Source organism: Paenibacillus tritici (assembly GCF_018207515.1).
GTDB classification, from domain to species: domain Bacteria; phylum Bacillota; class Bacilli; order Paenibacillales; family Paenibacillaceae; genus Paenibacillus_AQ; species Paenibacillus_AQ tritici.
Genome location: NZ_CP073365.1, coordinates 1,405,119 through 1,424,658, shown reverse-complemented (window position 1 = coordinate 1,424,658; position 19,540 = coordinate 1,405,119). Strand labels below are relative to the sequence as shown.

The 19,540-nt window shown below is 50.8% G+C and carries 19 protein-coding genes; 2 read left to right on the top strand and 17 right to left on the bottom strand.

Annotated elements, in window-relative coordinates:
• Window positions 1–391: 391 nt before the first annotated feature.
• The 13 genes from KDC22_RS06125 to KDC22_RS06065 all read right to left on the bottom strand — a co-directional run bounded on the left by KDC22_RS06125 (window position 392) and on the right by KDC22_RS06065 (window position 12,279).
• Window positions 392–2,674: a hypothetical protein gene (locus KDC22_RS06125; protein ID WP_211722409.1), complete on the bottom strand. Its 2,283-nt coding sequence runs from the start codon at window positions 2,672–2,674 to the stop codon at window positions 392–394.
• Entirely contained in the window at window positions 2,671–3,273 is a 603-nt protein-coding gene (locus KDC22_RS06120; RefSeq protein WP_211722408.1) for a hypothetical protein, read from the bottom strand. Before KDC22_RS06120 ends, KDC22_RS06125 begins: the two co-directional genes overlap by 4 nt.
• A gap of 35 nt (window positions 3,274–3,308) precedes the next feature.
• Window positions 3,309–3,806: a hypothetical protein gene (locus KDC22_RS06115; protein ID WP_211722407.1), complete on the bottom strand. Its 498-nt coding sequence runs from the start codon at window positions 3,804–3,806 to the stop codon at window positions 3,309–3,311.
• 20 nt (window positions 3,807–3,826) lie between these two features.
• Complete coding sequence (locus KDC22_RS06110) at window positions 3,827–4,207, bottom strand: hypothetical protein (RefSeq protein ID WP_211722406.1); 381 nt, start codon at window positions 4,205–4,207, stop codon at window positions 3,827–3,829.
• Window positions 4,208–4,222: 15 nt separating this feature from the next.
• Complete coding sequence (locus KDC22_RS06105; protein ID WP_156118554.1) at window positions 4,223–4,366, bottom strand: hypothetical protein; 144 nt, start codon at window positions 4,364–4,366, stop codon at window positions 4,223–4,225.
• A gap of 5 nt (window positions 4,367–4,371) precedes the next feature.
• Window positions 4,372–4,581, bottom strand: a complete 210-nt coding sequence (locus tag KDC22_RS06100; protein WP_211722405.1) for a hypothetical protein — start codon at window positions 4,579–4,581, stop codon at window positions 4,372–4,374.
• Window positions 4,582–4,680: 99 nt separating this feature from the next.
• A complete protein-coding gene (locus KDC22_RS06095; protein WP_211722404.1) occupies window positions 4,681–5,550 on the bottom strand; it encodes a hypothetical protein in 870 nt (289 codons plus the stop codon).
• 11 nt (window positions 5,551–5,561) lie between these two features.
• Window positions 5,562–6,611: a hypothetical protein gene (locus tag KDC22_RS06090; RefSeq protein ID WP_211722403.1), complete on the bottom strand. Its 1,050-nt coding sequence runs from the start codon at window positions 6,609–6,611 to the stop codon at window positions 5,562–5,564.
• Window positions 6,612–6,626: 15 nt separating this feature from the next.
• Entirely contained in the window at window positions 6,627–8,054 is a 1,428-nt protein-coding gene (locus tag KDC22_RS06085) for a P-loop NTPase family protein (RefSeq protein WP_211722402.1), read from the bottom strand.
• Entirely contained in the window at window positions 8,051–9,121 is a 1,071-nt protein-coding gene (locus tag KDC22_RS06080; protein ID WP_211722401.1) for a CpaE/TadZ family protein, read from the bottom strand. The genes KDC22_RS06085 and KDC22_RS06080 overlap by 4 nt, the downstream gene beginning before the upstream one ends.
• A gap of 28 nt (window positions 9,122–9,149) precedes the next feature.
• A complete protein-coding gene (locus tag KDC22_RS06075) occupies window positions 9,150–9,938 on the bottom strand; it encodes a CpaB family protein (RefSeq protein ID WP_211722400.1) in 789 nt (262 codons plus the stop codon).
• Between the two features lie 270 nt (window positions 9,939–10,208).
• Complete coding sequence (gene purU, locus KDC22_RS06070; protein WP_211722399.1) at window positions 10,209–11,105, bottom strand: formyltetrahydrofolate deformylase; 897 nt, start codon at window positions 11,103–11,105, stop codon at window positions 10,209–10,211.
• 46 nt (window positions 11,106–11,151) lie between these two features.
• Complete coding sequence (locus KDC22_RS06065) at window positions 11,152–12,279, bottom strand: deoxyribonuclease IV (protein WP_211722398.1); 1,128 nt, start codon at window positions 12,277–12,279, stop codon at window positions 11,152–11,154.
• Window positions 12,280–12,449: 170 nt separating this feature from the next.
• Between KDC22_RS06065 and KDC22_RS06060 the strand changes: the two genes are divergently transcribed.
• On the top strand, window positions 12,450–12,914 hold the full coding sequence (locus KDC22_RS06060) for a DUF2621 domain-containing protein (protein WP_173139945.1): 465 nt from the start codon (window positions 12,450–12,452) through the stop codon (window positions 12,912–12,914).
• Window positions 12,915–12,954: 40 nt separating this feature from the next.
• Window positions 12,955–13,857 carry a TIGR01777 family oxidoreductase gene (locus KDC22_RS06055; RefSeq protein WP_211722397.1) on the top strand — a complete coding sequence of 301 codons (903 nt, stop codon included), beginning with the start codon at window positions 12,955–12,957 and terminating at the stop codon, window positions 13,855–13,857.
• 1 nt (window position 13,858) lies between these two features.
• Here the strand turns inward: KDC22_RS06055 and KDC22_RS06050 are convergent, their stop codons facing one another.
• The 4 genes from KDC22_RS06050 to KDC22_RS06035 are packed head-to-tail and all read right to left on the bottom strand — an operon-like array spanning window position 13,859 to window position 19,490.
• Window positions 13,859–15,541 carry a DUF6382 and FHA domain-containing protein gene (locus tag KDC22_RS06050; protein ID WP_246553319.1) on the bottom strand — a complete coding sequence of 561 codons (1,683 nt, stop codon included), beginning with the start codon at window positions 15,539–15,541 and terminating at the stop codon, window positions 13,859–13,861.
• Between the two features lie 39 nt (window positions 15,542–15,580).
• The gene (locus tag KDC22_RS06045) at window positions 15,581–16,090 is read right to left on the bottom strand and encodes an A24 family peptidase (RefSeq protein WP_211722396.1); all 510 of its coding nucleotides are present in this window, start codon (window positions 16,088–16,090) and stop codon (window positions 15,581–15,583) included.
• Between the two features lie 23 nt (window positions 16,091–16,113).
• Window positions 16,114–17,142, bottom strand: coding sequence for a TadE/TadG family type IV pilus assembly protein (locus KDC22_RS06040; RefSeq protein ID WP_246553318.1), 1,029 nt, complete (start codon window positions 17,140–17,142; stop codon window positions 16,114–16,116).
• 14 nt (window positions 17,143–17,156) lie between these two features.
• Window positions 17,157–19,490: a hypothetical protein gene (locus tag KDC22_RS06035; RefSeq protein WP_211722395.1), complete on the bottom strand. Its 2,334-nt coding sequence runs from the start codon at window positions 19,488–19,490 to the stop codon at window positions 17,157–17,159.
• Window positions 19,491–19,540: the final 50 nt, after the last annotated feature.

Genomic DNA, 19,540 nt, shown 5'->3' with positions numbered 1-19,540 from the left:
ATACACGGTACTACACATTTCGATTTGCATTGGCTCAGTATATCCGGCCCAATCAGGTCTTCCCGTTGTATAGGTGACATGTAAATTAGAGCCTGGAACAATATCATAGGTCAACCTTTTGGTAGTTTTATTAAATTTAAGATTGGTTACCTTCAGAGCAGGAAAATCAATGACAACCTTATCATCCTGATTGCCATGTCCCCCTCGTCCAGCTTCAAAGTTAATATCCTTGTAATATATGAAATCGTCTGCTGCTGCCTGCACAACCGTTCCGATTCCTACTCCCTCTAGGGCTGGTTGCGGTAACAAAGGCAGCAGTAAAGTTAAACTTAAAAAAAGGATAATGATCCTTCTAACTTGATGTTTCATATTGCCAGCTTCCCCTCCTCCCTTATAAATCCCAATCTACTTCAGGCGCGCGGTTATTCACTTCTACAATTCGCTCAATCACATTCTGGGTCGCCTCAGAGTTCGTCCGCAGCCGATCTGCATCAGTGACAAAATCCTCAATGGTTGGCTGTCCGAACTCTTCAAGAACGGTAACTCGCACCTCATACTTCCCAACCTGATACAGCTCCAAATTTAGGCGGGTTTGGTTGGCGTCGCTGAACTGAACCCAGCCCTCATCTGTGAAACTTCCGTTGTTATTAGAATCGTAGCGATATTCCCAGATCCGTTGAATGATATTATCTTTGTCTGAAGAGAATGACATATCATCAATCGAGATGATCGCTTTGTTTCCATTACCCGGGTCCCGATAGGAACCAATCGGCATTGCAAAGTAGGCAAAAGGGGATTCGTCGGGGACGATATCAAAGATAATCTCCTTGTCCGAAGCATACCCGGCCGTATTCTCTACGTGAATTGTAGCTTTATACTTTCCTGGCTTTTTAAAAAGAATATCTTTACTCTCTAGCTCGGCCAAGTTGCCGCTGTACTTAATGTCTGCATTCGTCCCACCGCTGACTGCACTGATCGTGACCTGTGTCTTGGACTTAATGATCGGAAACCGGGTTGGACTCTGGCTGCTGTTGATCAATGTAGTTTTCCGATTCTGCTTGAGTGATCCGATAATTTCCAGGTTTGCCGATGGAACCGGTTCGATAACCGTTACTTCCGTACTGGTGCTCCCGATCAGGCCATCATTATCGACAACGGTAAGAGTAATGGGGAACGTCTGTCCAACATCATCTCGGGTATACCACACATAACCCCTGGCCGTATTCTCTATGCCCCCTTGCGCTCCAGGAGTTCCCCACGCATAGTCGGTAATATATCCGTCTGGATCAGAGGAGTTTCCCCCGTATACCATCATGTCAGAACCGGCTTTGATGTACTTGGGAGCACTGATGCGGGCGATAGGCGGTTTGCCCTCTGGCTTGGTCGGTTTGCTGGGTACGGATGGATAGGTGATGGGGTTATCCGTCTTGTACACCCCGGCAGAGACCTCCATTTTCTGCTCTAGGGAGGTTATGGTTCCAGTCTTGGTGATGACCGGCTTTTTGAATCGAATGACAACAGTCAGGGTATAATCCTGCTTGAAATTATCATTGATGACACGACTCCCCGGGATGGAGAAGTCAAAGCTCTTGGATGCTGTAAGCTGCTTGCTGTAATCCTTCTTCATGTCGGCCTTGCCTGTACCATTCTTCTCATTGGCATAAAACACCCATTCCTCGATGTTAGACGAATCCATGTAACCGAGCAGCTCGCCCTTAACATTGATTTTCACATCGACCTTGCTCCCCTCCAGCTTGATCGGGTTCGGGCTTGGCTTCTCCAGCGTTGCTGTTCCGCTTAGGGTGGCCTGGTCTGGTGGGGAGTAGTCGAAGGTGACCAGGCCTCCGTAGCTGTAAGTGGTTACTTTGGCATCGGCTGTGTAATAATAATACGCATACACTTCGTACATTCTCCCTGTTGCATGACCAACAAGCGGATGGGTTGCATCCCCCTGTTGATTTTTAAAGTCTAAATAAACTTTGTCTCCATAATAGGGAATGTAATAATTTACGATAACTCTGCCATTTTTAAATTTCGGATTGTCCTTCAACTGGGGTGACCCTGTAGTAAAATTTGGCTTGATTGTCGATTGAATGATGGCTGATGAATCAATAACTTCTGTTTGCGACCCGTTGTACCATTTCAAATAATTTGTATCCATGGGGGGGCCAGCAGATACTACGACATGCGGAGGATTTGCAGAAGGAACCTGCCCATCCTCTCCTCCTCGATCCTTGGTTTTCATACCATTTGTATTTTCATCGTATTCATTAATTTGCCATCTTTGTCCATCCGAATATCGCCATATGGAGTTTCCTGGATTGGCCTGAAAGTCTTGCTTGTAAGAAGCCTGATAACCTTGAACACCTGAGATAACCTTAGTATTCGCTGTACCCCTAAGCGTAACTTTAATTTTTCCATTCTCAACAGTAACTCCTCCAACGGTTTCATTGGAACCGTTATACTTAAGTGTTCCTGTCTTTATGGACTGACTAGTAACTCCTGAAGGCAGATCTAAATAGTAGACTTTAGCGCTATTATTAGATCCGATTAAGCCCGTAGTAATGGGTATTGATATTGAGGATGATTTAGTATCTGCTGCCATTGCAACACCCGACGAAATAAGAGAAGTACCTAAACAAAGAAGCAAAAATAATAAAGCAAATCTCTTCATTCCTTAACCACATACTTTTCAGTTAATTCTTTTCCAAAATGTTGGATCGAAAAATAGTCGAACTCTCCCTCATAGACATATGCGAAATAGGTGGTGAGTTTCTCTCCTGGGTCTAGATCATAGGTCCACATGGCATCCTTATTGTTCGTTTTTTCCATATGTTTCATAGGTCCGATAATATCGACGATAGATCTAGAATCATCAAAGTGAAGTCTAATTGCCATCCCCAAATCTCCACCACCCCCATATAAATTCTTATTAGAAGTGTTGGCAATAGTGATTTTCGTCCACATGAAATATTTAGGCTTAACAAGGACTCTCCCAAAGTTTTGATACCCGTACTTATCTCTAAGTGTTTTTGCTTCTTTAGAATTAAAATCGTAGATCATAATCTTATGAAGCGTGTAGCTAAAATTTTTGTCAGACATAGTTACGGGTAATTCAATACTTTTCTTCAAGCCATATTTCGCTAAATTATCAGTCATTACTGGGGCTGCCGTCGGTTTTGCAGTTGCTGCATGTGCAGAACCCGCTTGACCTAAAATTGTACCGGCCAACAGTGTAGTTGCTAAAATAGATTTCATCATTATCTTTTTCATTTGTATCTCTCCTTTAGTAGTTTGTGCCGCTTAGTTCAGCGATTCATCCTATACTCCTGCACCGCCGGGACCGTGATGGCCTCTTGGACCTTGTTTCTGGAGATGAGAACCGGATGCTCGGTTTGAATAACCGCTATGACCGAAGGGCCTTGTATGTATTTGGTGATGCCGTAAGTACGGTCTTCATAGAGCAGCGGAAAAGTGGCTCCGGTTGCTTCATCCACAATGTCGAACTTGACGATCTTCACTTGAGCCTGAAGCCGGCTCCCCGCCAGGGGGGATAAGCCGTCGTCCAGTCCCAGATTGCTCTGCAGGGTTTGGCGGAAGGTGGCATACGCCTCAGCGGGGTCAATGACCAGCCGGCCTTGTGCTCTCGCTGCTTCGTTCAATTCCTGTGATGCGTCATGGACAGCCATGTTGTTGGCGTCCTTAAGCATACTTCGCATAGTATCCCATTCCTGATTCTGAATCTGAAAGAACCAGGAATAAATAAAGATCAGGAGGACAAATGCCAGCTTAATAATATAATCCATTGGTTAGCTTCATCCCTTAATTAATCGAGATATTCACTCATGATTGAGCCATGTCCGTAATACTGTGTGGGCTGGGATACGCCGGAGAAATTATAGGGGAACAAGTTCACCCGCGGTGCTGTCACATACACATCAATCCGCTGTTTGCGCTCTAGGATCACTTCTGTTCCGCTGGTAATTTGAATCGAGCTCTCCGGAAATCCGACGGCCTTCAGATTAGAGATGACCTCAGCCTTCATAGAGGCCGTGACCATCCCTTCTGTCGCTGCCTTTTGCGTGATATAAGATGTGTTGGCCTTGACCTGCAGATCGAGCAGATAATCAATATACGTAAAAATCGGCTGCAGGATTATGAACAGCACCAGCCACATGAACAATGCCCGGAGGACGGTTGCCTTCAAGCGCAGCGCCTCCTTTTAATACTGCTCGACAGCTTTGACATGGGTAATAATATCATCCTGGCTGCCGCCGATAATGCTTGTAGCCCCGGCAATAAAAATACCTGCAATCACAAAGCCAATAGCCAGGAACAGCGCGACGGAAATCGAGTCCTTCTTCATCTCAGTTAAACCAAGGGATGAACGAGCGTGTAAGCTACGGCAGTTTCCCCGGAATCTGCCGGTTGAACCAGACTAACCTTGGGAATATCAGGCCGGTTGTCGTCGGCTTTGTCAATTACGTCCCGCACCACAGGAATCAATATAGCGATTACGATAGCCACACACAGGAATCCGATAGCGATAAATAAACCGGTAGAAATAGCGTCTTTTTTCATTGTTAATATCTCCCTTATGATTTTATATTGTAAAATGCTGCTTGAATATAACAAAAATTTCACTTGTAGCACTTTCTTGCTGCCAATGGCCAAATCTGCTCACTGAAACATACCTACGCCGTTAAAATTTCCTTTGATCAGCATAATGTACTGCATGGCCAGTGAGACAATCATCAGGAAGGTAGCGATAGACGGAATGACATTGATGATAGTGGAAATATCTCCGATAAAGGACCACTTCTTCAAATATTGATCGCTGGAGATTTTGGTGATGATTTTGCCCTGCTCCCGTAAATAATTCGCCGCTTCATGGTCATCATCCATACCCTCCGTCGCCAGCAGAATAGAGCGGATATCGTTGATAAACGTATGGTTCTCGGGGAATTTGCCGCAAAACCATTCAATCGCCCGCTCCGTTCCCTCATCCACCGCCCTTTCCGAGAGCTCGTAAAGATCCTGGCGGATGTAATTGAAATGGTTGGCCGTTCCGGCGCAGAAGGCTCCAAATTCCACATATCCCCGCTTGCGCAGCCGATTATTCTCATAGAGACGGATGAAGGAGATCAGTTCCCCGTCTTTTTGAATCAGTGTCTTCTGATGCAGCCAGATCAGCAGCCAGCCAAGCGGCAGAGCCCGCTTCGGACTGGTAATCAGCAGAATCAGTAAGGCAATAAGCGGATCATACACAGACATCGGCTCGGAACGTACGAAGTCTCCCGCTGCCTGGATAACCAGATACATCACAGCCGCCGAATAACGGAACAGAGTGATTTTGGCCGCTGAGATGGACAGCCCGCTCTGATTCAGCAATTGCTGGAGACGCTCATTTTGCACCCGTTCCCCGAAGGCCTTCCACTGCATGCCCAGACGGAGCACATACCGTTCCTGACGGCTGCTGCTGCTGACAAAGACCAATAGGGCAAGATACACAATACCTGTTACAGCTATTAATAGTAGTAATCTATCCATTATTCATCACCTTAGTGGTAGTCCAGCTTGGGTCTGGCGAGGATGGTACTGATCATGAACGAGATGAATAATCCCGCAATGATCACCATCATAAAGGTAAGTCCAACCGTCGTTTCAAACTGTAATTTGAAATAGACATCCGGCTTGAGCATGTACATAAACGTTCCAACAGAAGATACCAGCACAATCAGATTTCCGTACAGCCCCAGGCTAATCGCATCCCTGCTGCTTGCCTTCACCGTCATAATGGTCTCCCGTTGCAGCTCCATTGAGCGGTTGAGCGTCATGAGTGAGCTTTTGAGATAACGTGTCCCCTCCTTCTCGCAGTAGAGCAGATCGGAGACGAATTCTACGGCAAACGTCGTCCCAATCGCCCGGGCGAAACGCCCTGTTTCCTCATTCAGCTCCCGTTCATTGCTGTAATTGGCGAACGCTGCCCCAAGCAGCTTCAGAGGAGTCTTCAGCACGTTATCCCCGGGCAGCAATTCACTGGTCTTCGACAAAATAGAATCTGCTGATAAATGAGTGAATTTGGTGGCGATTTTGATCACATCGAGCAGGTCGTAGCTCCCCCGTACCTTTCTCTGGGCATGGGCATATCTCATCCGCAGATAAGGAATACATGCCGAGAGGACTGCCAGGAACAGCGGAAGCCGCCAGGCATTCTGGACAGGTGCGCCGTCATTCAGGACCATTCCCTCAAGAAAAGGATTGCTGAAGCTCATCTGCCCCGGCAGCTCCCTCAGTGTCAGCAAACTGGATAGAAACACCCCCAGGAACAGCATTCCTGAACGGGCGGTAAAGCGCAGAACACTGAGGCCCGGCTCATATCTCTTATGGGCAAAATACAGCAGATCATCCAGATGACGGTACAGCCAATTTCTCCTCTTCACCGTACTGACTTTCTTGCCGAACAGGCTCCTTCTCAGGTCCATCCGGAATTCCAGCTTCTGCCCCCACTGCTTCAGCCCGCGATGGGCAAGTGGCTTCACCAGCAGCCAGAGTCCGCCTACAACGAGTAAGTGAAGGATAAACTGGATGATATATAACAGCAGTTCCACAGGCTCCGCTTCCTCTCATTCGTTCAAAACAATTTTGGATTTCAGACTTTCCTTCAGCGGGTTAGCCATCGGCTTCTGCGCAGCAAGATGTCCAAGCTCCTGCAGCAGCATCCGTGCAGCTCTGGCATTCTTCTTGTTCATCTTCAGCATCAGCCCCGGTGTCAGCTTGTCATTATAGCTCCAGGCCGATTGCTCCGGTTCCCAGCGCATGAGATCACTGGCGAATACCGAGTTGCTGGCTTCTTCATAAAAGACCTCGGAAATCCGCGTCAGCCGCTTCTTCCCGTCCGGGACACTCTCCAGAATAAATACCAGCTCACAGGATTTCAGCGCTGAGATTAAATGCCCCTTCAGGCTGCCGCCAATCCGTGTAGATACGGCAAATGCCCCCTGATACGGAATATCCTCTGAATCTACAGTATGAAAGGTTCCTGTAATGCCGTCATAGCCCTTCTCTCCGCTCCACAGATAGAATTCCCATTCGTTATAGCGCATTTCCGTCATGTAGAGAATGTTCGGGTCATGCCGCAGGGACTCCACTCCGACCTCCATTAATTCTTCATTGGATGCCTGGATCGGGATGATCCGGTGGCCTTTAATCTGATACGGCAGAATCGACTCGGGATGCTTCTCAATCATGACTACTCCCATGCAGGAAGAGGAGCCCAGCAGCTGCTCACCGACAATCGTATTGGCAAAAGTGGTTTTGCCTGAGCCTACCGCCCCCGCGATAATTGTATTGCGGAACGTGCCTGTAAGGGCGCGGATCAGATCAATCGCTTCTGCAGGAATACATTCCGTACCGGCCTGATCGTCAAGATCCAGGAATTCAACAACCTGACGCCGCAACGAGATGGTGGTGAAGCCCTCCCAGACCCGCGGCGAGACCCAGATGGCTAGACGAATGAACCGGCCCGGCCAGAGGGGATCATCCATTTTGAATTCCACCGAAGGGTTATCCTTGTTCAGCTTCTTGTTCGGATCACTTTTCAGCAGAGAACGCTTAAGCTGCTCCACCCGGTCCAGCGAGGGCATCTCGTACGGATAAGCGACAAACCTCCCTTGATGGTTGTAGAAAATCTGACGTCCGATCATCTGCAGTCCGGTTGATTCACTATAGGCACGGTCTGTAAACCAGCGGTAGGCGGGGCCAAAGCCCTTCCATTCATGAAACAGCGCTTCTGCCGCTGTACGGTAAGCCTCCGGCACTTTGCCGGTAAACGGGGTCCGCCGCAGATATTTCTCAATCTCGTTCATGAAAAAGCTGACCGCCTGCGGATCACCAATCAGCGCCTTGGCATTCAGTTCAAAATAGCTGTCATCTTCACGTTCCAGCCCGGCGTTCATTTCATTTTTCATTTTTTGCAGGAATCCGTAAAAGTCCTCTTTGCCTGGTGTGCTGGTACGCAGCACGCTCTGCTTCAGTGAGAAAACCTGTGTCATTGAAATATCCCCTTCTTGCGGACTTCGCGGGCAAGGCCCAGCGATACAAGCAAAGCATGGACCTTGTCGTCCGCTTGCTGAAGCTCCTTTTTGCCGAGCGGCAGACTCTCCGGGAAAGATGGATAATGCGGAAGCTCCAGCAGCAGTTCGCAGCCGAAATGCAGGGCCAGATTCTTCGCTGATGTCAGCTCCTCCACATTGCTGCGGTTAATAATCCACTGGAAGTCCTGCGGGTGCAGGTCCATATGCCCGGCCAGCTCCATAAGGGGCTGCAGCCTGTATTCATGGCGTGGATGCGTCACCATCATGCGCAGTACGGATTTCTGCATACCCACATACCAGGCGGCGCTCTCGGGAATCGATCCGAAATCCGCTATAACCACATCAGCACTCTCAATGGCGCTGGCCAGCAGATATTCGATCTCCTCTTCCTGGTAATCCTGCGCGCTAAGATAATCGAAGTTGCCAGGCAGATAAGCATAACCTTCCTGCTTCACCAATCCGTCAAAATCCTCAGCATGCAGCATTTTGCCGGTAATCCGCGGCCGCAGCCTGTCCAGACTAACCGCTGTCTTCCGGTCATGGCCCGGATCGTACAGATCAAGACCAAGCAATATCACCCGCAGACCTGAAGCTGCGATTCTTCTGGCGAACAGCTTGGCGACACTTGTACAGCCAATACCCGGTCCAGAGCCGAAGAATCCGACCAGATTACCGCTGTCTTTAAGCTCATCCTCCATGATGTAGCGCAGCTTATCTATGATAGCCGCCGAGGTTGAACGCGGGGGCATGAAGAAGATGCCCAGACCCTCACAGTGCATATGTATGGCCTGATAACCCCTCACTCCTTTTTGCAAATACATATACAAAATAGAAGAGTCCGGGTACCTCCCTCTCAGCTCACTTAAATCCGCCACCGGCACCTGCTCGCTTGTGACCATCAAGAGATGCCCTCCGGTATGTTCAGGCCCCGGCAGCACACTTTGTGCAATGACCGTAAATCCTGCAAGCTTAATTTCATTGATTGTCAGCTGATCAATTCCCAGACTGAATATTCTCAAGCTCATCCTTCCTCCCTTCTGCTTCTGCTCCGCGCTACTCTACCCTTACAATCCATAGCTTCTTGCCCTGTTCGAGATAAGCACCCAGCAGCTCACCGTCACTCTTCTTCAGCTTCAGCTCAGGTGCTGCCACCTTCCCGGTCGAAGTAAAGCGGTTATTGTTGTTGCCATTCTCCGAGTCGAGGACATCATTGTTGTCTTCAGTACGCACATAGTTCACCGTCACTCCGCTTAAGAATACCTTGCGGGCCGGTACCTCGGGCGGAACCTCTGCTTCCAGCAGGGAAGAAGCGTCTGAGGCCATACTCCCTCCGGGAGTAGTTACTGATGCAGGTGCTGCTGCCACCGGGCTGCTTCCCCTCCGCTCTTTAGCGGCCGGTTCACCTTCTACCAGATAGATATCCACCTTATCCCTGCTGCGGAGAGAACCGTTAATGGCATAGATAGCATCCTTGGGAACGGGGAAAATCCCTTCATCCTGCTGCGGCTCCAGCTCGCTTACATCCACCAGCGATTCGGTCAGGATGCTTCCATCTGTCAGATTGACATTCGTAATCTTCCGTTCCACCTGATCCAGGCTTGTGATGACCCCGGCCGGAATATCTTTGGTCTGCACGGAATCCAGATAGAGATTCTCCGCCTTAAGCTCATGATTCTTCGGCAGAAACCCTCCGCTATCCACTTTAATTTTGACAACAGTCTGTGACAGCACATAAGGCTTGAAATAAAGATCATAGCCGAGCAGTCCGCCGAAGCCGATGATCAGAATGAGGCAAGCGAAGAAGTAATTGCGTTTCAATAAACGTCCGTGTGGTGTTGCCAAGCCCTTTACCCCCTTTGAATGTGATTTTGCACATAACAAAATACACTTAGGATTAATATCCAAAATGTGGTAAAATGCTTTTTTACCTGTCATGGTGAGAAGTGTATTAGATTATCATGTGAGGTTGTCTAGCTTGAGGCTGCGGGAAGTTCCCGGCTGAAGATAATTTCCGGTAAAAGCCAGGAAGGAACGATGTGATGTACATTTGCTTTCGCATGTTCCCTGGCTTTTACCGGAGTGGTTGTAAGGCTACATGAAGTAGTCCGCTGATTAGTTAAATACTACTGTCTTGTTATGATGCACGAGAATTCTGTCCTCGATATGCCATTTCACGGCACGGGCCAGAACCACCCGCTCAATCGTACGTCCAATGCGCTTAAGCTCATTCACATCGTCGCTGTGGCTGACCCGCTGCACATCCTGCTCGATAATCGGCCCGCCGTCCAGCTCCTCGGTCACATAATGGGCAGTCGCCCCAATGATCTTGACTCCGCGCTGATAGGCCTGGGCGTAAGGCTTGCCGCCGACGAATGCGGGCAGGAACGAATGATGGATATTAATGATCCGGTGCCGGTAATGCTCGATGAACGAAGGAGAGATAATCTGCATATATCTGGCTAGAATGATCACATCTATATTTTCACCGATTACCTCAAGCTGGCGCTTCTCTGCTTCAGCCTTCGTCTCTGCCGTAACCGGAATATGATGGAACGGAATCCCGAAGGACTCCACATAAGCCTGCATATCGGTGTGGTTACTGACAACTAGGGCAATATCCGCATCCAGATCACCGGCCTGCCACTGCCAGAGCAGCTCCACCAGACAATGATCCTCCTTGGAGACAAAGATCGCCAGCCGTTTCTTGTGGCTCACCTTGAAGATCTGCCAGTTCATCTTGAAGCGTTCGGCAACGCCGCCGAAGATCGTACGCACCTCTTCAATCCGCTCATCCAGCCCGAGCAGGTCAAACTCTATTCTCATGAAAAACATTCCGCCGTCCGGGTCCATCGTATATTGGTCCGACTGCACAATATTCGCGCCATGCTGGTACAAAAAATGCGACACCGCCGCTACAATCCCCGGACCGTCAGGACAAGAAATGAGCATACGCGCCCGGTCAGGATGTTGTGTGCCTGATGAATGATCTCTCTTCACATGTAATTCCATATTTCTCCGTCCATCCTCTCATCTGTTAACGCAATCTGTTGTTTGATTAGGCCTTCACGAGCAGCTGTTTGCCTGCCAGCCAGGCGATCAGCCGGTGATTAACGGCCTCCTCACTGAGCTGAGGGAATAATCCGGCGGCCATTACCTGATCATAGAGACGTTCCAGCGGTTCACGGGGATCTGCCTTTTTGGCCTTCGCGTCGTTCTTCAGCAGTTCCCACACATCAAGGACATAACGGCGGGAATCCAGCTCCTGCTTGGCAAAAAAAGCATGCAGCTCTTCCAGCTCCTTCAGGAATTCCGCTCCGAAACGTTCAGAGACATTGCCGCGCAGCAAGGCGATTTCCACTTCATACATAGGACGGACCTTCTTCGCTTCTTTGCCGATCCAAGGCGTCTCCAGAATAAACGGCAGACCTGCCAGCGCTTCATGATGCACAACATTGTTGATTGCCTCGTAACCAATATAGCCTGAGCCAATCGGAGTATGGCGGTCTTTGCCCGCTCCACGCGGGTTCTTGCTGTCATTGATGTGAATAACACCGAGACGCTCAAGGCCGATGGTGTCATCGAATTTCTTCAGCACCCCATCCAGATCGTTCACGATATCGTATCCGGCATCATGAATATGACAGGTGTCCAGACAAATGGACAGCCGCTCATTGAATTCGACCTTATCAATAATAGAGGCAAGCTCCTCAAAGCTGCGGCCGACCTCCGTCCCCTTGCCGGCCATCGTCTCCAGCGCGATATGCACATCCGTCTCATTCGTACCGCCCAGCACCTCATTCAGTCCGTCTGCAATACGCTGAATGCCATATTCAGAATCCTTGTCGGTGAATGCACCCGGATGCAGAACAATATGCTTGACCTCAAGTGCATGGGTGCGGCGAATCTCCTCTTGCAGGAAATCTACTGCCAGCTGGTAGGTGTTTTCCTTATAGGAGCCCAGGTTAATAATGTAAGGAGCGTGAACCACAATCTCCTCTACGCCATTCTCCCGCATCGCCAGCTTGCCTTCCTCAGGGAACATTGACTCAATTGGCTTACGGCGCGTATTTTGCGGCGCTCCCGTATATATCATAAACGAGGTAGATCCGTACTCATTTGCTTCATTGGCCGCGCTCAAGAGACCCTTGTCCGCGCAGGACACATGTGAACCTATTTTCAGCATGCCTATTTCCCTCTTTCCTTCACGAATTAACCCTTATTCTACCGTGATCGGGAGAATAAATCTAGGCAAGCCCGGAGAGGCTGCTTTGGCTTCGCAAAACTTGGGAAATACGCTATACTCAAGATAAGTAAAGGAAAGTGACAATCATCATTGTCAAAGGCGGTGTAACCATGCATTTTCATTCACCCTCAAGCCTGTTATCCACGGGACCAAGCAATTGGTTTATGAATTCCATCGCATTTTGGACGTTTTTACTGCTGGGCTGTATGTGCATCGGCGGCTACTTTATGTTCCGCAAATTCCTGAAGGTACTGCCCAAGGCTGACGGCAAATCCAAGCTGGACTGGCAGAATTACTGGGTAGAACGCAGCCGTCCGCTATGGAGCGACGAGATGAAGGCTTTTCTGGACCAGCTTGTACAGCCTGTGCCTACCCCCTTCCGCGACATTGCCAAGCATTCCATTGCTGCCGAGATCGGCAAGCTTGCCGTGGAGAGCGATGCGCCGGAGGTCACCCGTGAGCACTGCATCAAAGGCTATATTATCGCCACACCTCGGCGCGACAACAGATTCCTGGTCACTTTTCTGGAAAAGAACGGCATCGACTACGCTCCCTACAAACATCTGGTCAAATAAGTTACTTCACTACCGGGCGTCCAGAACAGGAGGAATCCCTATGAAATATATCATCTGCGGAGGCAGCGGATTCATTGGCAGTGAGCTTACGGAATATTGGCTGAATAGCGGACATCAGATTATCAGTGTCGGCCGCCGGCTCCCGGAGAATAAGCTGGCACATCCGGGTCTGAGCTATCTTACCTGGGACAGCCTCGAATCAAATCCAGAAGCTGCCGAGGGTGCAGATGCACTGATTAACCTGGCCGGAGCTTCACTCAGCCAGCGCTGGACTCCGAAGGGTAAGCAGGCCATTATGACATCCCGGCTTGAAACCGTTACCGCTGCCGGGAAGCTGCTGAATTCCCTTCAGCATAAACCCCAGGTCATCGTCCAGTCTTCTGCTGTCGCCATCTATGGTACTTCACTGCAGGATACTTATAACGAATCTTCTCCTGTCCGTGTTGTGGACTTCCCTTCAGAAGTCGTCAAGACCTGGGAGGAGGCTGCTGATGAAGCATACCAGGGTGTAAGGCTGGTTAAGCTGCGCACTGGTGTCGTACTCGGTAATGAGAGCGGTGCTTTTCCCAAAATGAAGCTGCCTTACTCGCTTGGCTTCGGCGGCAAAATCGGCACCGGTAAGCAGTGGATGTCCTGGATTCACCTCACAGATATCGTCCGGCTCATTGAATTCTGCATTCTTCATCCCGAGCTGGAAGGTCCGGTCAATGCCACGGCTCCACAGCCGGTCACCAATGAACAATTCGGAAGAATGATCGGCAAAGTCTACCATCGTCCGCATTGGTTTCCTCTCCCGGCCTTTCTGCTGAAGAGCGCTGTAGGTGAACTGTCAGAGATTCTGCTGGAGGGCCAGCGTGTGCTGCCTTCCAAAGCGATCAACCATGGGTTCACATTCACCTACCCGACACTTCAGCCTGCTCTGGAGCAATTAAGATCCCAGTAGATTAGGCAGTATGAAATGTGTAGCACCCCCTAACAATTGTGAATACAGCCCCTTCGGTCAACGGGTACTCTTTATAGGGAACCATCGTCTCACCTGCAAGAAACGTACCATTCCTGGAGTCCAAATCCTTCAGAATGTATCCTCCCGGGCCTCTGGAGATTTCAGCATGGACCCGTGAGGCTCCTTCTGACTTCTCTACATACTGGGCCACCTCTGATGAGCGTCCGATAATGAAGCTGGGACGGTTCAGCTCAATTCTCTCCGGAACTCCGCTCTCATCTGAATCGGTTCTTTCCAGATAAGGCCCTGTCCGGCCGGTTAAGGGTGGCCCGCTGCCTGTACCCTGTTGAGGTTCACGGGTCAGCAGTGCTGTAGCCATGGCTGTCTCCTTCTTCGGGGGACCGCTCCCGGCTGTCCCAGCCGATGCCTGTTGGCTGCTGGCCGGTTTGCCTGTGAAGCCATTGGCTGCTACATCAGCTAATTGTTGCTGAACTACCGGATTCCTGCCGAAATCCCACTCCAGTTCGCTTCTCAGCTTCCGCTTCCGGGCTGCACCACTATAATCCTCATCCTCCTCTTCCGCAGCTTCCAAGTCTTCCTCAGCTTCGCCCCATGCCACTCTTCCACTCCATACCAGCCAGCCAAAAGCTGCAAGAATCAGAGTACCCGCAGCACAGACTATGAGCCACAACGTCCCGGGATCATGTAAATAGAGAAACTTCCATAGCAGCGCATCACACAGGACGGCCCCCAGCAATAGATATGTCCTATAAGGACTACTAGGCCTGTCCGCATCCTGAATGGCTCTCAGTGGTTGGTCCGTTGCCGTCTGCCCACCGGTCGCACCCTCCTTCCGCTTCAGCTGCGGCGTACCGCTCATCCAAGGAGCCGGATTAAGCATCGAGCCAGAAGACAGCGCCTGATTATCTCCTTGTCCACGCGGGGACGCTGCGGCCGCCGGGAACTCCCTTGCCGGTTCTGCCATGCTGCGGAGCGGAGGCTGTACCCAATCTATCCTGTTCCCTGATCCGGCAGCAGAGGTACCCGCCCCAGCTACCTGGCTCCCATGGACAGGCTCCGCTGCTTCAGCATGGACCTTATGATTGTTCGCTCCCGTCAGCAGCTCCGCCAAAAGCTCCTTAAGCCCTCCCGGACTGAAGGTATCCTCCCCGCAATATTGCAGCAGCCGCTGGATACCGTCACCGGACAACTCATAGAGCGCAGCCATGAATACCATGATCAGCGATTTCAATGCTTCACCCGGTCTCAGCGCCGGCTCCGTGCATTGCAGCGGAATATAAGTCAGGAATACCTTGCCGCTGCTGAGCGGGCCTTCAATAAAAATAAAGTCCTCATGGAGCGCATACTGCTCTGTACGCAGCATATATAACTGCCCCTCCTCCATTCCGGCAGCGATCTGCAGCAGCAGTCCGAAGAACTCCATCATGCTGAGCTTCTCACTCTTAAGTAATGCCCCCAGCATCTTCCGCTTGGAAACCTTATACTCCAGTGTTACCTGTAAATCTATCTCTCTGAGGAGCAACCGCAGATGATGCGGAATACCGCTATTCATCAGCATCCGGGCCTGCACCATATTCAGCTCTCCTGCGCTGAGTCCTGCGGATCTGCCCAGCAGCATGGTTATTCCGTCCTGCTGGATGAAATCACGTTCCAGTCCATACAAACTCCCTCACCTCCTGAGCTGACAATAATAAGCTTGATGTCAGAAATAAATATAAGCACAGATGAATCCCGGAAATACTGCCAGCATAAAAGGAAATCGGAGCAGTTCCCCCTCCCGCCCTTTGAAGGAACTCCTATTGCGCAGCAGCAGGAAGCCCGCTGTCCTGCTAATCATGCTGCGGAGCCTGCGGCCGGTCTCCCGTCTGAACAGAATAATTACCCAGCCCACAACCGCCCCTAAGAGGACTGAATATACAATCACCTGAAGTGAGAAGAGTACTCCGGTCCAGGCTCCGATGGCGGCAAACAGCTTAACATCCCCGGCCCCTACCGCTCCGATAAAATACATAATCAGCAATAGCAAAAATCCTGCTGCGCCGCCGCAAAGAGAAAACAGCAGTCCCGGCCAGCCCTTTATAATCGTCTGAAGGATGAGCCCCCCGAGCAACGCAGGCAGTGTAATCCAGTTAGGAATTCTCATCCAGCGTATATCTGTGAATAATGCCGCTGTCAGAAACGGCAGGCAGCCCCATAGTGCCCATTCCGTCATCCGTGTTCCTCTTTCCTAGTCTTTTATTTTTTCACCACTGTAAAGGTCGCTTCCAACGTAGTTCCATCAGCCAGACTAATCACGAAGGGCCAGGTCCCCGGCGTTGTGTTGACGCCTATCTTCCATTCCCATTCGATGTACCCGTTCTCATCCGCCTGCTTCCAGCCCAGATACTTGGCAGTGCTCCGGCCGCTCTTGTAGAAAATCGACAGATTGGCCGATGCCCCGGGAGGCACCTTCACCTTTATTGTCCCCTGACGATTCGCCACTCCCGGGTTTGGCTTCTCCAGGATCATGATCGTCCCGGTCTCCTCCTCCGGTTCAGCCGAAGTTCCCTCCCCGGAAGAATCCGTGTTGCCGATCCATAAGCGTTCAACTGCGCTGGCCTCCAGCACGATTTTTTGATTCAGGAACGGGACTTTCATCGGCAGTTCATAGCTGACCACCAGACCGAAATAGGGATGCGTACCCTTTTGAAGATCTGGCACAGTAACATTGGAAACATGAATTCTGCTATATTCAAGCCAGTCCGAGGACATATAGGGACGCAGCATAGGCTTAAGCACCAGATCCAGCGCAGCCTCCGAGGCTCCCGCCTGCACCTTCTGCAGCGGTCCCTCTCCCTCCCGGACAGCAGCCCTGACCCAGGCTTCCATGGGTTCTGGAAGCTTACTGACGTAGTCCTCACTCCATTCCGTTAGCGACAGCCGCGGAATGTTCCAGATTCCCGCAGAGGCTGGGTCACCAGAACTGCCAGCTTCACCTGCTTCACCTGCCTCACCCGCTTCACCTGCTTTACCTGTCTCCCCGGCTTCATCTTCCCCAGCAGCATCCCGCTGCTGCGCAGCCAATGCCGCAGGATACATATGGGTTGAGATGATTTTGACGGTATCAGAAGCTGTGCTCTGCAGCGCTGTCGAATACAAAGTCATTTGGATAATGAAGATGAGGAACAAGATAAACAACAGGAACATGGGCAGAACCAGCGCCGCTTCGACAACCATGCTGCCTTCCTCCTGCGGGCCCGGTGACTTCCGCAGCCAGTGCTTCATTCTCCTGTCCCCCTTCAATAAGAAAAGTCAGCCCCTACTGTTCTCAAATACGTTTTGCCCCGTATATCACCTGGCAGTCCTGCACTGTAATCCACCAGCTTCACCACACCCGGGAGGAACCAAAGCGGCATCCCCAGCGTGAGTTCTGTGGAGGCATATGTAAATTTCTCTATCGGATTGATGCCAGTATTCAGACGGATAAGCGCAAGCATCCGGGCCAGCTGCTCTTCGCCTCCTCCATGAAGCAGGAGGAACAGCCGCAAATAATCACGGTACGAGAGCTTCGCAGTCATATATTTGGATAACGGAATCTCCCCTTTCGTGCAGAGAAGGATCATATCCTGAATAGCCTGCTCAATGCCGTACAGCAGTGCAGCCGCCAGCACAACGAGCGGATTGCCCAGGCCGGATTTCTCTATCATCCCCTCCATCGTCCGCACTGCCAGCCGCATGGCAAAGATCTCCCCATATGCTGACGCTACATTCCCGGCAGGATTATAGAATCCATACAAGATATATTCGAGTTCCTGTGCCTGCGGCTTCAGCTGTTCCCCAAGCTGCTCACCGGCTCCTTCAGCGGACCCGGAAGCCAAGGAGGTCAGCGCCGACAGATCAAAATGCCGGAAGTACATCGCAGAATACTCTGTCTGATATAGCCTGTCCCTGGCTCCTTCCAGCACACTGCCCATTGCAGCATAGATACCATCCATATCCTTCATCGAAGATTGGCCCGCAGCATAATGACTGGAGGTGTTCACGGAAGCAGCCGGTTCCTGTTCTACCCCTTCGTTGAATGAAACATTCTCCTGGTGGTACCGGCGCAGACTACGATATTGTTCCATCCCTTCGCCTGCGCTGCCTCCAAGGGCGCGGATCTGATCCAGCAGATTCATGGCATCCCCAAGCTTCTCCTTGGCCTGCCGTTCTATCTGCTTGCGTTCGCCGTCGGAGGTGCGGCGGCTCTCGATCCGTGCGGCTTCTGCGGCAATAACAGTGCCGTGTTGTCCATAGCTCCCTATATAGCCGTTAACGGCCTGAGAAGCATCAAGAACCCCGGAAGTCATAAGAGAATGGTCTGCATAGAGCCCCGCTGCCGTGCTTAATATAGCCGGTAGACTGGAGACCACCGGTTCCATAGGCAGAGCTGCACTTCGCTGTACCCCGATGTTATTCTCCATCTCGCTAATCTCTGACGAAGGGAGGATAAGCCCCTCCACTTGTTCCCTCAGCTTCTTAAGCGGTTCTGAGCTAAGTTCTCCCGCAGTCTCCGGAATGTCCCAGCTGCGCGCAGGATCATCCCCGGCAGCACTGGCCTCTGCATCGGCCTGTTCAATCACACTCTTCATCTGAAGGTTCAGCGCCTTAACCTGTTCAAACGCAGCCGCTGCCTCTTCCAGCAGGCGGTTATTGCTCTCTTGAAAGTCTGCCAGAGCTGCAGGGATACGGCCTGCCAGTTCAAGGGTCTGATTCTCATAACGTGATAGAACCGCTGTATACCTCGGCCACCTTTTGGAATCCCGGTAATAATCCTCATAATACTTATTCACATAATCCCCATACATCGCCGGGATGTCAGAGCCAGAAGCCAGAGGTCCAAGCGTAAGCGCGGATATGCTATTCCCGGGAGGGTCCATCAGAAGCTTCTGCAGCTTCCGGGCACTGTCAGCAGCTTCCCTCCGCTTCCGCAGCATAAGATCCAGTGCTTCCTCGCGCTGATCGTACAAGGGCTGGAGGTCTCCCAGTACATTCGTTGTCCGTGAAGCCTCAGTCATTGCCGCCGACAACGGCTTAAGCTTGCCTGCCAGCTCCAGGGCGAAATCAACCGGCGCTTTGTATTTCATCTCTTCAATAATCTGCCGCCGGAAGACCTCATAGCTGCCCAGCGGACGGCTCCAGTCCAGGGAAGAGGAATCCACCATCACGGGAAGCAGATTAAAGGCATCGCCCCGTCCGCTCTCGTACAGATTATCGTTAAGCACCTTCGACAACAGCTGATTCCCGTCTCCGCCGCCGAAGGCAAATAATCCATAACCCTCCCGCAGTTCAATATCATAAGCAGACATCACAGAACGGATAGCGGCTCTCGCCAAGCGTTCCTCCTGCACATTCACTGCTGCAATCCGTGCATAATCAATTAGTACAGCGTTGAATAGAAATACAAAGGCCAGAACCATAATCAGAAAGATCGAAACCGAACCTTCTGCTGCACGAAGACCTCTGAAGGTATATCCAGCTACTCCTGCTGCTCCTTTGCCCGCATTGCTGCTAGTAATACTAACTTCATAGCCTAGGAAGCGGCTCCGGCCAGAGAGCTTGTTCAAGGAACTGCTGTGCTTGAAAATACGCATATGATCTCCCCCTACCTTTATCCCCGGAACAGCTCCCGGCTGCTCCGGCC

Coding starts and splice junctions, on each gene's coding strand:
- KDC22_RS06085 (WP_211722402.1), bottom strand. CDS start 8,054: ATGACACAGGTTTTCTCACTGAAGCAGAGCGTGCTGCGTACCAGCACA.
- KDC22_RS06055 (WP_211722397.1), top strand. CDS start 12,955: ATGAAATATATCATCTGCGGAGGCAGCGGATTCATTGGCAGTGAGCTT.
- purU (WP_211722399.1), bottom strand. CDS start 11,105: ATGGAATTACATGTGAAGAGAGATCATTCATCAGGCACACAACATCCT.
- KDC22_RS06060 (WP_173139945.1), top strand. CDS start 12,450: ATGCATTTTCATTCACCCTCAAGCCTGTTATCCACGGGACCAAGCAAT.
- KDC22_RS06045 (WP_211722396.1), bottom strand. CDS start 16,090: ATGACGGAATGGGCACTATGGGGCTGCCTGCCGTTTCTGACAGCGGCA.
- KDC22_RS06080 (WP_211722401.1), bottom strand. CDS start 9,121: ATGAGCTTGAGAATATTCAGTCTGGGAATTGATCAGCTGACAATCAAT.
- KDC22_RS06105 (WP_156118554.1), bottom strand. CDS start 4,366: ATGAAGAAGGACTCGATTTCCGTCGCGCTGTTCCTGGCTATTGGCTTT.
- KDC22_RS06040 (WP_246553318.1), bottom strand. CDS start 17,142: ATGAAGCACTGGCTGCGGAAGTCACCGGGCCCGCAGGAGGAAGGCAGC.
- KDC22_RS06065 (WP_211722398.1), bottom strand. CDS start 12,279: ATGCTGAAAATAGGTTCACATGTGTCCTGCGCGGACAAGGGTCTCTTG.
- KDC22_RS06120 (WP_211722408.1), bottom strand. CDS start 3,273: ATGAAAAAGATAATGATGAAATCTATTTTAGCAACTACACTGTTGGCC.
- KDC22_RS06095 (WP_211722404.1), bottom strand. CDS start 5,550: ATGGATAGATTACTACTATTAATAGCTGTAACAGGTATTGTGTATCTT.
- KDC22_RS06100 (WP_211722405.1), bottom strand. CDS start 4,581: ATGAAAAAAGACGCTATTTCTACCGGTTTATTTATCGCTATCGGATTC.
- KDC22_RS06035 (WP_211722395.1), bottom strand. CDS start 19,490: ATGCGTATTTTCAAGCACAGCAGTTCCTTGAACAAGCTCTCTGGCCGG.
- KDC22_RS06125 (WP_211722409.1), bottom strand. CDS start 2,674: ATGAAGAGATTTGCTTTATTATTTTTGCTTCTTTGTTTAGGTACTTCT.
- KDC22_RS06115 (WP_211722407.1), bottom strand. CDS start 3,806: ATGGATTATATTATTAAGCTGGCATTTGTCCTCCTGATCTTTATTTAT.